Here is a 16,010-nt window from a genome sequence, read left to right on the forward strand (position 1 = left end):
GGCGCCAACGTGGTGTTTTAATCAAAATCCTCACGGGCGAGCGGTTTTCTGTTAAAAATAGCAAAAATAGGTCATAATCCTCATAAACCTGAGGATTTAAGATGAAATTACCCATTGATCATGCATCCGCGCTCGGGCCTATTGTGCGCGCCGTCCGCAAGGCCCAAGGTATGCGTCAGGACGACACGGCCGGCAGTATTGGGGTCAGCGAAAATTTTCTGGGCAAGATAGAGCGTGGCGATGCGTCGGTCACCTGGTCTAAGCTTTTTCAGGTGCTGGACGGTTTGGGAATCCAGGTCACCGTCGACGTGCCGGACCACGTGACCTTGCGTCCGGAACTCTCCACCGGGCAACGGAGGCGCTCATGAGCGGCCAGTTAGGGGCCTACATCAACAACGCCCTGGTTGGCGCGTTGCGCGACGCCAGCGGCGTGTGGTCTTTCCAGTACGCGCAGGCGTGGCTACATCATCCTGACCGATTTGCCCTCAGTCCGCACTTGCCTTTGCAAGGGGAACCGCTCGTCGATGGCGCGTCGGAGCGGCCAGTCCAATGGTACTTTGATAATCTGCTGCCTGAAGAAGGCCAACGCACACTGCTGGCCAAGGACGCCAAGATTGAGACGGCCGATGCCATGGGGTTGCTGGCTTATTACGGCGCGGAATCTGCCGGATCCATCACTTTGTTGCCTGAGGGGTCGGTCGTGCAAGGCGTGGGCGGACTGAGGGCGTTGCCTGATGCGGATCTGTCGGCACGGATTCGCAACCTGCCTAACGTGCCGCTTACCCAAGCAGCCATCAAGCGCATGTCGTTGGCCGGCGCCCAGCATAAGTTGGCGGTGGTGCTCGATGCCGAGGCCCTGTTTGAACCCTATGGCGCCCAACCGTCCACGCATATTCTTAAGCCCGACCATCCCGGGGAGGACTATCCGCACTCAGCGGTCAACGAGTGGTTCGTTATGGTGTTGGCAGCTCGGCTTGGGCTGCAGGTGCCCAAGGTCTATCGCCGCTACGTTCCGGAACCGGTCTACCTTATTGAGCGCTTTGACCGGTCGGCCAATGAGGCGGGCTGGCAGCGACGCCATGTCATCGACGCCTGTCAGTTGCTTGGCCTGGACCGTAGTTTCAAGTATGCGCAGGGCAGCGTTGAGTCGCTGGCGTGTTTGGCTGCCCTGTGTCGCAGTAGTGCGGTTGCGCGAACCCGCTTGTATCAGTGGCTGGTATTTAATGTGCTGGTCGGCAATAGCGATGCCCACTTGAAAAACCTGAGTTTTTTAGTGACAAACAAAGGTATTGAGCTTGCCCCGCATTATGACTTGTTAAGTGTGGCGTGTTATGAATCACGCGCCTTTGAGCAAGACGGTTGGCCAGCGCACACCCAGCTTGCTTGGCCGATTCTGGCGGCAAATCGGTTTGCCGAGCTTAACGCGCTAATTTTGGTGGAAGCTGGGCAGGTTTTGGGGCTGGCGGCGGGTACGGCCCGACGTTTACTGCTCACCATGCGGGAACGGGTTTTGGTAGAAGCCGGCAAACTGTACGATGAAATGATCATGCAAAACGCGCAGCTTGTGGCAGCAAGGCCTGAACTGGGTAGTACATTGGCGGGCGAAAGCCGGGGCGTGCGTGCCATTGTCCATACGGTGATGAATGAAATGGCCACCCGGATGAGGATAGATTGATCCAGTGCACTCGGCCATGCTCGTGGTCGCCGGAATGCGTTCCGTTTAATTAGAAATGGAATTACTTAGCCACAATCGTGCGGGTTTCGAACTTGCTGCGGTGTACGGAAAAGAAAGTGCGTACATTGCGTACATTGGCCTTCGAGGTAAATACGCGATGGGCCATGGCATGATAGGCCGGCATATCCACTAGCTGAGCTATCAGCACAAAATCCGGGCCTGGAGATACGCGATAGCACTGCAAGATAGCAGGCTCCGCCGCAACACCGGCTTCGAACTCATCCAGGTGTTCGGCGGTTTGAACGTCTAGCGTAATTTCAACGATGGCCGTCAAAGTATTGCCGACCTTTTCCGGGTTAAGGATGGCGACCTGTTTTTCAATCACGCCCTCGTCCACAAGACGCCGCACGCGGCGCAAGCTGGTTGGGGTCGACGCGTGCACGCGTTGCGCCAGTTCAAGATTGGTTAGCGCGCAGTTGGACTGTAACTGGTCAAGAATGCGGTGATCCAGGTCGTCCAGGACAATAGGTAGTTGTGGGGGCTTGATCATGGGCTGGAAGTCCCTTTCGGTTATATAAATGCTTTATTTGGCTGATGCGGTGATTTTTGCGGCGCAACTTTGTTGCGGACTGTGTTCAATGGTTTTGAATTTAATTATAAAAATAATAATAAATATGAAATTAATTTTATTATTTCATATTTTGTGAAATAAAAATACATATGTCTTGCAATTAAGAAATCTAATTTCCTTGTTTGTTGAGCACAATACTTAAGTCTACAAATAAGGAGCTTTTCTATGTGCGGCATTGTTGGCGCTGTGGCGCAACGCGACGTTACCCCCATTCTGCTTGAGGGTCTTAAACGGCTGGAATACCGGGGTTACGACTCATGCGGCGTCGCCGTATACGCCGACGGCGCCTTGCGCCGCGCCCGCAGCACCCAGCGGGTGGCTGAACTGGAACGCGAAGTCCAGCAGGACGGCCTGGCAGGTTTTACCGGCATTGCGCATACACGCTGGGCCACTCATGGTGCACCCGCCACGCATAATGCCCACCCGCACTTCTCCGGCCAAAGCCGCGGCCAGGCGCGTATTGCCCTCGTGCATAACGGCATTATCGAGAACTACGAAGAACTTCGCACCGAATTGCAGGCCGCCGGCTACATATTCGAAAGCCAGACCGACACCGAAGTCATCGCGCACTTGGTCGACCACCTGTATGCCGGCGACCTGTTCGAAGCCGTCCAGCAGGCCCGCAAGCGCTTGCATGGCGCCTACGCCATCGCCGTGTTCTGCCAGGACGAACCGCACCGCGTCGTGGGTGCGCGCCAGGGCTCGCCTTTGGTTGTGGGCCTGGGCAGCAACGAAAACTTCCTGGCCTCGGACGCCATGGCGCTGGCCGGCACCACCGATAAAATCATTTACCTTGAAGACGGCGACGTCGTCGATCTGCAGCTTGCGCGCGTCTGGATAACCGACAGCACCGGCCGGCCGGTAGAGCGCGAGGCGCACGTCGTACATGCATACTCGGGCGCGGCCGAATTGGGCCCATACCGCCACTACATGCAAAAAGAAATCTTCGAGCAACCGCGTGCCGTGGGCGACACCCTGCTGGATATCGAAAGCATTACGCCCGAACTGTTCGGCGACGCCGCCTACAAAGTATTCAACGATATCGACAACGTTTTGATCCTGGCTTGCGGCACCAGCTACTACGCCGGCCTGACCGCGCGCTATTGGATCGAATCCATCGCCAAAATACCGGTCAACGTCGAAATCGCCAGCGAATACCGCTACCGCGACAGCGTGCCGAACCCTCGCTCCCTGGTCGTTACCATTTCCCAATCGGGCGAAACCGCCGACACCCTGGCCGCGCTCAAACATGCGCGCAGCCTTGGCATGGAAAACACCCTGACCATCTGCAACTCTGCCACCAGCGCCATGGTGCGCGAATGCAAGCTCAATTACATTACCCGTGCCGGCGTTGAAATCGGCGTTGCCTCCACCAAAGCCTTCACCACCCAACTGACAGCCCTGTTCCTGCTGACCCTGGCCCTGGCCCAAGTCAAAGGCCGCATGACCGACGAGCAAGAAGCCGAAGCCCTGAAAGCCTTGCGCCACCTGCCCGTAGCCATCGGCGCCGTGTTGGCACTGGAGCCGCAAATCATCGCCTGGGCCGACCGCTTCGCCAGCAAAGAAAACGCCTTATTCCTGGGCCGCGGCATGCATTACCCAATAGCCCTCGAAGGCGCGCTAAAGCTCAAAGAAATCAGCTACATCCACGCCGAAGCCTATCCCGCCGGCGAGCTCAAGCACGGCCCCCTGGCCCTGGTCACCGAGCACATGCCCGTAGTAACCATCGCCCCCCGCGACGAACTGCTGGAAAAACTCAAGTCCAATATGCAGGAAGTGCAGGCGCGCGGCGGCGAGCTTTATGTGTTCGCCGACGCCGACACCAAGATTGTGGGCACCGAAGGAATGCATGTCATCCGCATGCCCGAACACTACGGCAAGCTATCCCCGATTCTGCACACCATACCGCTGCAGTTGCTGGCGTATCACACGGCGTGTGTGCGGGGTACGGACGTGGATAAGCCGAGGAATTTGGCTAAGAGTGTGACGGTGGAGTGAGCGCGGCCTAGGCTGTGACGGAGTCTTTGATTGCCTAATATTAGGGATAATTTAATACGATAGTGAAGAGTGAAAATAAAGTCTGTCGAAAGAGAATAAAGTCTGTCGATAGTCAACTTCGTGCAAAATACGGCAATCTAGGCATAAATTTACCTATCTTCTGCTATTTTCAAAAAATCTGGAGCGGTCTACGCGAGACCATTGGCTGTGAATTTACGGACGGTTCTCGGACAATGACTGAAGTCGGCATACTTGTTAGCGAGTACTCCGGCATAACGAATCACAGCATTCTAGCGAATAGGAGAAGCTGAATGATCATTAAGGTGCCTGGCGGCGCTCATCTCAAGAGATTGATTGCTCGCTACTTTAGCTGCCAAGCAACATACAAAGGCATGCATCGGGTCGAGATCGTGGCTGCCACCCGCGTAAGAATCCTACTGGAGAAGGCTGCGAAGTGCTATTGCCGAGCGAACTGTATTCCGGCCATCTGAACTGAGATGATCGCCGGTGCACTTGTAGGTGGAATGGATCACAAGGAAGGTGGTGAAGCCGTTCCCAAGATCAATCATTCCCACTCTATTATTAATCACAAAAAAATATCCTTACAAGTCAGTATGTTGAGTCATTTGATGCGCCAGATACCATAAAAAATACCATATTGAGAGAATTCAAGCCGTCAGAGCGGTAATTTGTACACCCACATTCGCCCAGGTATGTAGGTGATTCGCCATCTGCAACCCTAGCCTCGCCACAAATCATCGGGGCCCAGATAGCTCAGATCAAGCTGGCCGTTATTCATAGCGACCGTCGCTCGAACAACACCTCGCCGATTCGGGTTGAGTGGGTGTTGTAGCAGACCAATCGCGTGCCCGTCAGGTGCCAGCACTAGCGGCTGTCCGTTCCAATGAAAAAGGCTGACTGGTGTTCCGGGAGGCGCCGGTACAGAGAACCACTGGACGTTTCCAAGATAATCTCGCCGCGCCCAGGTCTGGTTGTCTGACGGAGCAAACTCCTGGATGAATGCGAGCCATATGGCCCGAGTCTCGGCCGTTGGCCAGTTTGGTTGCGCCGACCAGACCGCGAGGCCGGGTGAACGCAGCCAGTCGCGCAATTCTGCACCGGTCGTGAGGGTGGCGGCCGTGTCGGTGACAGCTTTGATGGCCGCCAGCCGTGAATTAAAACCCGCTTGGATCAGAATCGAGGCGGAGCGGTTCATCGTCCCCGTTTCGACAGCCGGAACAGCCAGGCCGAGTTCATAGTCGTCCAACGCTTGTGCGAACATGCCAACGACATCGCCGTTAGCGGCGGCACGGACCCGTAAGGCCTCCATGGCCCAGGGAAGGCGATAAACTAGGCCGCCCTCAATAAACTGCAATGCATCAGTCTCCTCTCCGGCGATGATCGCTGCCAACGGCTGCCCGAGCAGCCAATATCTGAGGACTTCGCGCCAATTCGCTGGGAGTGGGTCCGGCTCAAACGGGTAGAAGGCGAACACGCGTTCGGCGATACCTGTGATCGCAGCGATTGCCGCCTCATGGTCCGATGCCACGAGGGCTGCGTTGGCCTGTATAAGAAGGTCGTTCGCCTCTGGCGCAATTGCGTCCAGCGCATGTCCAGCTTCAAGGCCAAGCCCGGCCAGAAAGTAGCCGCGTCGTGTAGCGGCAGTCGAATTCGCCCAGATATGCCGGCTTCGAGTAAGCAGTGTGGTGCGATAGGCTGCGCGCGATGCGTCGTCGACGCGAAGCAGGCGGCGTTGCCAGAGCGAAGATTGAAGGATGTTGTCGAGCGCGGCCTCGATCTGGTCATCGGGCACGTCGGCCTCGCCGATGAGACTGAGAATGGCGGTGTCGAGCGTTGCCATATGACGCTCCCACTCTTTCAGCGCCCGCTCGCGCTTGTTGGCGTCTTCGCCGGCGACCTCGGGGAAAGTCCACGCCGCGGCATTGTTGACGACATAGTCGATCAACTGGTCGAGGTTGCCACCGAGGCGGGCGTGCATGCGGCTCAGCAGCGAGAAGATGAGCTGGATGAGCCCGCTTTCCATCTCGCGGGCGCCGAAGTCCTCGATCAACCCGACCCATTTGTCGTGTTTCCTGTTCCTCGTATCTTCAAAGATGGGATAGAGGACAAGGCCTTCTACATCGACGTAGGCCCGGCCTGCGCGGCCGATGACGTTCTTGAACTCCGAAACCTTGATCTTCTCACCGTGTCGGTAGAGCGAGTGCATGACGACTGCGGTCGCCGAAAGGTTGAGCCCCTGCGCCAGGGTCGGCGATGAGATCGTGACCTTGAGCACACCGTCACGCAGAAGGCGCTCGACTTCCTTGCGATAAGCGGTCGGCAAGGCGCCATGATGAAGCGCCACACCAAGCCGAAGGCATTTCAGGATGTCGCTGTCCGGCCCAAGCCATTCTTCACCTAGCGCGACGGCGGTCTGCAAGGTGGCTGGATCAACCGTGAGCAAGGATGCGAGTGCGCCGCGCGAGTGCAAGTCAACGATGACCTTGGCGAACGGTTCAACGCTGCGGCGCTCTGGACAATAGATCAGCACGGTCTGGCCGTCGCTGACGAGGCGCCATGCGGTAGCAAGGCTCAATTCCTGCTGATTGTCCGGGAAGAGCCGGGTGCGAAGCCTCTTCGGCGGCACGAACAGCGGCGGCGCGGTGCCGGTGAGAAATCGGGGCACGAAGGGTCTTTCCTCGCCGACGCGAAGATTGAGGCGCGCTGTCGGCGCGTTCCAGGTTACTTCGCCGAACCGCAAGCGCGTCGGGCGCCAATCGTTCTTGATGGGACTTCCCGGTTGATCTCGCCGTAGCCACGCAGAGAAGTCTTCCATTTGATCGCCGTCGGGAAGAATTGCCGACAGACAGACGATGCGGCGTTGATCGGCATCCTGACGACGCAAGAGGCGCTGAATCTGAACCTCATATCGAACTTCGCGCTCGCCAGGCCCGATCATATGGCCTTCGTCGAACACGAGCAGGCCCACATCGTCGAGCAGCGATGGATCGTTCCTCAAGGCGAAATCGAGCTTCTCGGGGGTCGCGACGACGATGTCACGCTCGCGAATGGCATCCTCGTCGAAGCCGGACACGCCGATGCTGCCGTAGAGGGCGGAAATGGTCTTGCCAAGCGGCCCGAACGTGCGCTGGAGCGTGTTTTCAGTTTGCGCCGACAAGGCGCGAAGCGGGGTCACGAATATGACGCGCCGCCCGCCGGCTAAACATCTCAAGATGGACAGCTCAGCGATGCGGGTCTTCCCGGCACTGGTCGGCAGTGAAACGACAAGGTTGTCGGTTTGATCGACAGCGCGCGATGCCGCCTCGGTCTGTGACGGCCATAGGTCGACCTCGGCCCTTGGGCGTCGAGCGAGCAAGGCGATGAAGAGTTCGCGGAGGTGGGACCATGAAGGGGCAGCACCTCCGGCGGGAAACAGTGGGACCTTTTCGTGGAAGGTGTTCGACCAGAGATCGGAAAGTAGATGGATAGCGATCCGGTTCACCCACCATTGAGGCAGAAGATTCAGCTCCCCGCAGATGTCGAGATTCTCGCGAAGCTGGGCGATCGCCCGGTCGAGAAGAGCACGTTCGCCGCGATCCAGGGCGAGCAGGAACATCGAAAAGGCGCCGAAGAAAGCGTCTGTCAGCGCGAGATCCAGGCCTTCGAAAAGAAAGTCCTTTCCGTCTCGTTCCGGCGCATCGACAGCGACGGGCTCGGCGAGGCGCTGCTGGAGGAGCGCCGTAATGGCCGCGTCCGATCCTCGGCCATCGAGGCGGAAGGCATACACGCGTGCACGCAGCGCATTGATGTCTCGGCGCATCAACAGGGCGAGCGCCTGTTCGATCGGCGAGAAATTCGCCTCGTCGGCCGCGATTGCGAGGAGGGAATAGGCCCGGGCGGAAAGGTGCGCCAAGTGATAGCTGGCCGCTGCCATGACGAAATGGAAATCGCGGTCAGCTTCGTCGCGATTGCTGTTGGCCATAACCGACTCAAGGGCTGTCGCCGCCTGTTCGGATGCGATCCGTGCCTGGTTCGGGTCACCATCGAGCTCTAGAAGGCGTAGCCCGAGCCCAAGCAAGCCATAGGCGTAACTGTGAAGGTCGAAGCTCAGTTGCGGCGAGAAGGCTGGCGCACCAAGTGGAAGAACACCGTCACGCCAGATCATTGCGCGTGCCTGACCCCGCGCAATGAGCCTGCCGCGAAAGCCTGCCGCCGCGGCGTCCGTTATAGCGCCTGTGATCGAATCAGGGGTGGTTGGCATCGGCTATGACTCGATCGTAGACGGCCCCGACAAAGGCGGCATGGCCGTCGACGTACAGACCGATACCCAATTGTCCAATCGGACCAGGATAGGCCTGCAGCGCCTGCGTCAGCAGCGCCTGCGGGGAGTTTCCGGAGAACGTGAAGAGGAGATGTTTCACGCTCTCGGGCGGGATACCGTGCCGATAGAGCGCCTCGTCGATGGCGTCGACGAGCGGTGCGTCGGTGCCTAGTTCCATCAGTCTGGCTGAGATAAAGGATAATGCATGCGACGAGGGAAGGCCGCCATCCTTATCCAGGCCGCCCCGCGCCTCCTCCAGCGTTTGAGCACGCAGGTTGATGCGGCTCTTGGCCTCTGTTTTCAGGAAACAGAGGCGCTGTGTTGCCGGATCGAGAAGCATGCCGATGACGTCGTCGCCGCGCATCGCCATGTTGCGGTGATCCTTCCAGCGCAACCGTTTGATAGGCGCGCGATAACCGCTGTGCGCGTCGATCCATTCTGTAGCGTAGATCTCGCCGAGGTCACCCGATCGGATCTGCGGCGTTTGCGGGAGTAGATCGGTGATCATCTGAGCAGCTGCGGCCTTGCCCAACCTCGCAAACGCGGCGGCGATGCGCTCCTCGGTGGCGTAGTGGGCGGGGATAGCCCTAGCCGTCACCTGAATGCCGGTCGCAGTGTCCGCTGGCCGGCCTGTCATGACGCGAACATGATGATTGCCTAATGGCGTGTCTGCCGAGTCGCACCAATCATTGAATTGGACCATGCCCTCCTCCTTAGCTCGGAAAAAGGTCGCGAACGCGAAGAAAGGGCATGCCGGTTTCGGCTGCTCTGCGCACCTTCTGTTCAAGAACTTGGTTGAGCGGTATCTCGCGGTCGAGCAACTCATAGAGATCGAGGCCGTCCATACAGATAACGCGCTTGCCTCGGCCGAAGGCGATGAGGCCATCATTCGAGAAGCCGCTGTTGCTCACGAACAGGCCCCGCGTCCAGGCGGCCTTCTGTTCAATCTTGCCGTGGAACGTGTGCAAATCGGCGACGCCAATTGGCTGACTATGCCATTTGGCTTCCAGCAGATAGGTCTCGCTGCCGAGTTGGAAGCTGCCGTCGATTTGCTCACCGCGAAGGCGGAACGGCTCCTGAGCGGCCAAACCGAATGCGTCGAACATCCCCTTGAGAAAACCCTCGAAGGCAAAACCACGGGCCTGAGCACTGAGCGAGGAGACCTGTAGCAGCTCGGCCTTAATGGTGGCGATCTTCTGACGATCGACGGTGGGTTGGAGCTGGGATTGGGTTGGCTTCGGAGCCGCACCACCGGAGAGACGATTAATCAAGCCTTGATAGCGCGACTGCGCATTGATTACTGGATCCTTGCTGCCGCTGCGGGCAAGATAGTCGGAGCGGTGCTCCCAGAGAGCTGTAAGTATGCAAACGGCAGTGGCATCGTCACAGTTCTGTAGGAAATAGCGCAGCCGCTTCCCCTTGGAGCCACCATTAGCCGCGTATTTGGGATCGTCAATATTGACCCTTAGCTCCGAGGCAAAAAAATCCGCAAAACTCGTGTCGGAAAAATCGAGCACGAACCCGGGACCTCGGATGAAATCAACGAGGTCATCTACAAGGCGTAGATCGTTGGACCGTATTGAGTTAATAAATTCACCCCCATTGACGAAAACAAACCGCTTAACTAACTCACGCAGCTCTGACGGCGCTCGCGGTCCTGGTCGGCGATCTCACCCGGCTGCAATGCCAGCTCGGCATCGCTCATACCCTCCAGCACATCACGCAGACGCCCCCAGCAGGCAATGGGCGGCGGCTCGAACTCATAGCCAGCGGCGGCCATCTCGGCCCCGACTTCCTCGGTGATGAAAAACGGCTCGCTTGTGCTGTCCCTCTTCATACGCTGCCGCTCCGATAGTCGCTGATCTGATTCGTCACTGCGCTTGGACAATCACTGATAGTCATCTGCCAGCCCACTGCTGAACAGCAGCTCTGCATCCTGGCCCACGGCAATCGCATCCCGCACGTCCTGCCGTTTCAAATCGAGTACCCGCAGCTTGTCGCTACCCTTCACCTGTGCAATCGACTCGATCCTGCGATAGGCATCAGCATGGTTGGCAGCGTACAGCGCCAAGCCTTGCAGCTTGGCAAGCGCGTCACTCAGATGCAGGCCGTGCGGGTCAACCAGATCGACGGCGAGAGAGCCATCCCCCTGCGTGGCAAAGAACAGAAAGTCGGGGCGAACAATGCCGTACTGCCCCGATTTCTCATAGGCAATACCCAGCGAAGCCTGCCCAGGCTGCTGCGGGTTGCGATACCAGAACGAGAACCCCGGCCTTGCCGATTCAGTCTCGACTACCGTCCGCTCCCAGTCATTCAGTTCAGCGGGGTATTTGCCGGCATCGTTGCATAGCAAGTGGTCATCCCAGACTGGGAGCACTCTCACCTTGCCGTTTTCGTTCGCCTTGGTTGCCTCATAACGAGCTTCAGGCTTGAGCAAGCCCACGTCCTGCGGCTCCGTGCTCATTTCGATGATCTGCCTGTACGACTCTCGTCGATCATCGCTGAGCGCCTTGATCTGCGCCCCATACCGAGTCAACCAGTCCTTCGCTAGCTTATCGGCCTCAGCATCAAAATAGGCCTGCGCCTCCATCACCAGCCCCAAACCAGCAACGGTTACGCGGGCCTCCATGATGGCCTCAAGAAAGCCTTCCGGGTCTTCGTTCCGGTCGGCTTCCTGGCTCGCCAGATGGTCGACATACGAATGAGCAATCGCCGGGCTGAAGATGCGCGCCGCACGGCGGTAGGCATCGTCGATCACCGCCATATCGGCATCTTCCCAGAACTGTTCCAGGCTCCGGCCCTGTCCCAGCATGTCTGCTTTCACGGTTTTCCCGTCCACAACTAACACGGACTGCCGCTTGGCCTTGATCTTGGCTTCGTTGTCGGCCTGAAACGAATCCAAGGCTGCGTGCATCTCGGCGTGTGCCAGTCTGCCCGCGCCGGACAGAATATCGTCGGACGCCAATTCGTGTGCCAACGAAGTCAACCTGACCGCAGGCCTGGCACCACGTTGCGGCCGCGTTTGTGACGGCAACGCCTCGAATGCTTCCCACACGGCAGGCGCGACAGCAGGGTTCGGCTGCACCTCCATGTAGTCGATCAACACGCGCCCAGGCGTTGCCGCCTCGTTGCCAGTTGTCAGCTCATCGACCACCTGCTCCACGGCCTTGCGATTGAATTTCGGCAGCAAGCAGTCCACTGCGTTCAGGCGGTCGTTGCCAGGAATACGGCGGGCCAGCGGCGAACGTACCAGGCGACCCAGCAACTGAGTGATGTGCGTCTTGTCGCTGGCCGCACGGAACGACACCATGACCTCGGCACGCGGGCAATCCCAGCCGGTGCTGATCGCATCCTTGGCAATCAGCACCCGCACCCAGGCCGATTCTTGAACTCGCTGCGGCTCGATGTAGGGCACATCGCGGTTACCGAAGCGCTGTGTGGTGTGATCCCCAAAAACGTGCGCCACGCTGGCAGAGGGCAGCTCAGGGTAGCGCTCGAAAATGGTATCCAGCGCCCGCCCGATTTCATCGGGGTCAGGCGTGTTGGGCACCTGCAAAACCATCAATGGCACGACAAGCTGAGCTTCCTGTTGCTGCTTGGAATAAGCGCCCCAGGCAAGACTGGATTCCTTCAATTTATCGGTCGCACGCCGCACCAGCACGGTATCGAAATCGCCCGCATTGTCTGGAATATCCAGCAGGATGGTGTCCTTGATCAGGCCGGACTCTTGCACCTTGGACGCATCAACTTCCACATTGGGCAGCTTGATGTGTTTGCCTGCCGACTCAATCGCTTTGTTGAACCGCTCCACCGTGGCTGAAATACCCCAGACAGCAGGAACACCGGGCACGCTGCCCACGCCATTGATGAGCCGCTGCACAATCGTGCTTTTGGCGTTCTGGCTGGCTGCTGTCTGCACACCCATACCACGGTGCGCCTCATCCAGCACCAGATAAAGCGTCAAATCCGGGTCTTCAATGGTGTTCTGAATAGTGTCCCAAATCGTGTATGCCCGCAGGTCGGGCCGCATGTCCGCGAAGGTGCTGTCCAGCTTGGCGGCCATTTCTTCAGGATCATGGCCACGCACCAGCAAGCTGTTCTTGCTGAGCTTCTGGGTATTGAGGAAGTAAATTTTCCCCGCCTGGAATTTCGGTCTGTTGAAGGTGTTTTCCACCACCACCAGGTCGGTGTAGTTGATGCGGTCACTCGCCTCGATAAAGCGAAAGCGGGTCTGTTCGTTCAGCGAAGGGTCGTCGCTGAACCAGATCACCACCGCGCCGGGGTCGGCATCAAAGCTGAACTCATCATCACCGTGAAACAGCGCCTCGAATGTGGCAGCGGCCATCACGGTCTTACCCGCACCAGTCACCGCTGTAAGCGAAAACGCCGTTCGGTCGGATTCGTTATGCCACAGGCGGCGGGCCTTGCCCAGGTTATTCAGGGAGTCGCGGACGGCGTCGCGCTGGTAGTCTTTGAGCGTGAACTTCATCCGTTACTCTCCGTTAGTGAAGCTGAAATTGGTCAGATACGATTCGTACAAGCGCACCGGCTCGACGCCATCGGGCAACCGCTTGGCAATCGCCTGGAAGCGGCGGTCATCATCGGTGACGATATAGGCAATGCGTACTCCATCGGCCTTAGCCAGCGCCTTGATAAAGGGTGTGGCCGCATCCACATTGCTGAGCAAGCCATAAGTATTGGCCACCGCCCACCCATTGTCGGGCAGCTTGTCTATGCGACTGCCCTGCGCTCCTGCTCGCAGCCACAGCAACGGCGCAATCCGGTTGAACGCCAGGTTGTAATTGACCGATACCGGCGTCTCATAGGTCAGCGTGAAGAACTCTGCGTTTTCCTCGAAGCCTTCAGCCATCGGAAATTCATCGGTGAATTTGTAGTCGCCCTTGATGGGTTCGCCGTCGGGTGTCTTGCCCGTGATGGCAGCGGCAACGCGAGGTTTGGTGATGTAGTCGCAGATGCCCCACTTTTCCCACTCGGCATCGCCGGGACGCCAACCTGCTTCGCGCAACTTTTTCTGTTCGTCAGCGGCAACTTCGTTGTTAGTCACACTGATGCATTGGCGCTGCCCGCCGTCTTGCTTGTTAAGCCGCATTACAGCGTGCGCAGTGGTTCCAGAACCAGAAAAGAAGTCGAGAATAACAGCCTCCGATTTGTCAGAGACAAAGAAACGTAGTGCATCTTCAACCGCATAGAGCGACTTTGGAAATGGAAATCTGCGATAAGGAAGAAAATTCAGCAGCAACCTCGTGCCGTATTGTGTCGCATCATGTGAACCAATACGCCATTGAGAGCCAGGTACGGTAACGCGATCTGTCGTTTCTAGTGTCGAAGTAATTACCGATCCGTCGTCGCGACGCCCAAGCACCTCATAAGTTCCGTTCTCAATTTTCGAACGCTCGCCCTCTGCCAGGTAATATACGGGAGTTGTTTCACCCTTCAGTTCTCCAAGTCGAAGCCCTCCGGACGACAAAACTTCTCTCACAGTGGATGGCTTAAGCCGCCAACGTCCCTCTGTTCCGTTTTTGCGGATGGGCCAAACAGCTATCGTTCCATCGGGAGCTACCGTGTCGTGACGATTCGCACCTACCCCAATTGGTTCACCAACGCTATGGAACGATTTCCCATCTTCATAAACAAAAAAAGGGTAGAAAGTTTCAGGGTGCCCGTCTCGAGTTGGACTTGATCCAGATTTTCGAAGTAAATCCCATCGAATGTCACCTTTATGAGTTCGGCCCTTTGTCGTGATCCACTCGTCAGAAAGGCGAATTGGTTTGACCCCACTTCGCCCCAGCATCACGAAAAAATAATACTCGTCGGATCTGCCGAAATACCCTGCACGAGCAACCGCTGCTGGGTTGATTGAAACACTAACCATTTGGGTTCTAGCTTCTGGGAATACCTGTTCTAAAAGCAACCCAAGCCGCAGATACTCCTTTTCATCAATAGTTACGATCAACACTGAATCCGCCGGATTCAACAATTCTTTCGCTACCAGCAAGCGGCGCTCCATCATCGCCAGCCATTTGCTGTGACGATATTGGTCGTCGCCCTCCACATAGTCGTTGTTATACTTCCAGTCCTTCGCCCCGGTGTTATACGGCGGGTCGATATAGATGACGTCCACCTTTCCCCGGTGGGTATAGGTCAGCGCTTTGAGAGCGTGGTAGTTCTCACCGTTGATGACGGTGTGGCACGGCTTGTCGCCACCACGCTGCACTTTACCGGTGCTGACCAGGCCGGGATAGATGATGTCGCGGAACTGGGCTACCACCACCAAATCCCCCAGCGCCACGGTCTGCATTTCGACCTCTGTCGCATCCAGCAGCTCCAAGTCAGCCGTTTTCTTCGCCTTGTGGATCGACTTCACCTGCCACAGCCGCTGATCGCCCTTTTGGGTTGTGCCACGTTCCGACAGCACGCGCACCTTGTCGCCCTTGCGTATCGGGCGCAGCGGCAGTTCAACCGCTTCGGGGCTATGCCGCTCGAAGTTCAAGCCGAAGGGAAGGCGCGAAGAGAGAATCTTGAACTCTCGATCCAACTCAGCCCCCAGGGCCGAATCTTTGGCTTTTGCCTTGGCAATCAAATCAGTCAGTCTGGACACGGAAATGCTTTCCCTCTTTTGTTTCTTCGCTATTGATGGCGTGGTTGTACGACGCCGCAATGCTTGTAAATCGTGGTTCGAGATACGCCATAGCGACGGGCCACGTCAGCCACCTGAATATGGGGGTCACGCAGCAGGGCTTTGATCTCTCTAACCTGCTGTTCATCCAGCTTCGGCTTGCGGCCACCGGCGCGGCCACGGGCACGAGCGGCCGCCAACCCGGCTTGCGTCCGCTCTCGGATCAAACCGCGCTCAAATTCGGCCAGTGCTGCGAACACATGAAAAATAAGCTTGCCCGCCGCGCTGCCGGTTTCGATCTTTTCTGTCAAACTTTCAAAGCCGATGCTGCGCTGCTCAAGATCGGTCACGATCTGCACAAGGTCTGGCAGGCTGCGCCCGAGCCGATCCAGCCGCCACACCACCAGGGTGTCCCCTGCCCGCAGCGCCTTGCGGCACTGCTCAAGCTCGGGGCGAGCCGTATTCTTGCCACTGGCCGCTTCTTCATAGATCACGCCACACCCAGCCTGCTGGAGCGCGTCGCGCTGCAGGTCAAGGTGCTGATCATCGGTTGATACGCGGGCGTATCCTATGCGTTGATTCATGGACGCATCCGGGACATTGAAAACTTGACGCCGATATTAACACCAGAGAGCGGCTTTCACGAAGGTAAATGTCATTTTCAGAAGGTGACTGCACGGAATATCAAGAGTCGGCTGCACAGTCTTTTCTGATCTGTGGTCGTCTCAGAAAACGGAAAATAAAGCAC

The 16,010-nt window shown here is 57.6% G+C and carries 11 protein-coding genes; 3 read left to right on the plus strand and 8 right to left on the minus strand.

Going from position 1 to position 16,010, the window contains the following annotated elements; all coding sequences use genetic code 11:
- Positions 1-101 precede the first annotated feature (101 nt).
- Both DFR37_RS19335 and DFR37_RS19340 read left to right on the plus strand, forming a co-directional pair.
- Positions 102-368, plus strand: a complete 267-nt coding sequence (locus tag DFR37_RS19335; RefSeq protein WP_113934826.1) for a helix-turn-helix domain-containing protein — start codon at positions 102-104, stop codon at positions 366-368.
- Complete coding sequence (locus DFR37_RS19340) at positions 365-1,675, plus strand: HipA domain-containing protein (protein WP_113934827.1); 1,311 nt, start codon at positions 365-367, stop codon at positions 1,673-1,675. The genes DFR37_RS19335 and DFR37_RS19340 overlap by 4 nt, the downstream gene beginning before the upstream one ends.
- 61 nt (positions 1,676-1,736) lie before the next feature.
- Here DFR37_RS19340 and DFR37_RS19345 read toward each other — a convergent pair whose 3' ends face one another.
- Positions 1,737-2,225: an Lrp/AsnC family transcriptional regulator gene (locus DFR37_RS19345; protein WP_113934828.1), complete on the minus strand. Its 489-nt coding sequence runs from the start codon at positions 2,223-2,225 to the stop codon at positions 1,737-1,739.
- Positions 2,226-2,471: 246 nt separating this feature from the next.
- Here DFR37_RS19345 and glmS point away from each other — a divergent pair, with 246 nt between their 5' ends.
- Positions 2,472-4,304, plus strand: coding sequence for a glutamine--fructose-6-phosphate transaminase (isomerizing) (glmS, locus tag DFR37_RS19350; protein WP_113934829.1), 1,833 nt, complete (start codon positions 2,472-2,474; stop codon positions 4,302-4,304).
- A gap of 739 nt (positions 4,305-5,043) precedes the next feature.
- Here the strand turns inward: glmS and DFR37_RS19360 are convergent.
- From DFR37_RS19360 to DFR37_RS19390, 7 genes are all read right to left on the minus strand, one after another.
- A complete protein-coding gene (locus DFR37_RS19360) occupies positions 5,044-8,469 on the minus strand; it encodes a DEAD/DEAH box helicase (RefSeq protein WP_242341728.1) in 3,426 nt (1,141 codons plus the stop codon).
- A gap of 79 nt (positions 8,470-8,548) precedes the next feature.
- Entirely contained in the window at positions 8,549-9,328 is a 780-nt protein-coding gene (locus tag DFR37_RS19365; protein WP_113934832.1) for a Hachiman antiphage defense system protein HamA, read from the minus strand.
- Between the two features lie 10 nt (positions 9,329-9,338).
- Positions 9,339-10,142: a restriction endonuclease gene (locus tag DFR37_RS19370; RefSeq protein ID WP_113934833.1), complete on the minus strand. Its 804-nt coding sequence runs from the start codon at positions 10,140-10,142 to the stop codon at positions 9,339-9,341.
- A 107-nt stretch (positions 10,143-10,249) separates the two neighbouring features.
- Entirely contained in the window at positions 10,250-10,462 is a 213-nt protein-coding gene (locus DFR37_RS19375; protein ID WP_113934834.1) for a hypothetical protein, read from the minus strand.
- Positions 10,463-10,513: 51 nt separating this feature from the next.
- Positions 10,514-13,114, minus strand: coding sequence for a DEAD/DEAH box helicase (locus DFR37_RS19380; RefSeq protein ID WP_113934835.1), 2,601 nt, complete (start codon positions 13,112-13,114; stop codon positions 10,514-10,516).
- A gap of 3 nt (positions 13,115-13,117) precedes the next feature.
- Positions 13,118-15,244 (minus strand): site-specific DNA-methyltransferase, encoded by a 2,127-nt coding sequence (locus DFR37_RS19385; RefSeq protein WP_113934836.1) that lies wholly within the window; start codon positions 15,242-15,244, stop codon positions 13,118-13,120.
- Between the two features lie 29 nt (positions 15,245-15,273).
- Positions 15,274-15,846, minus strand: a complete 573-nt coding sequence (locus DFR37_RS19390; protein ID WP_113934837.1) for a recombinase family protein — start codon at positions 15,844-15,846, stop codon at positions 15,274-15,276.
- Positions 15,847-16,010: the final 164 nt, after the last annotated feature.

The sequence above is a fragment of the Eoetvoesiella caeni genome, from assembly GCF_003315175.1.
In the GTDB taxonomy this organism is placed as follows: Bacteria; Pseudomonadota; Gammaproteobacteria; order Burkholderiales; family Burkholderiaceae_B; genus Eoetvoesia; species Eoetvoesia caeni.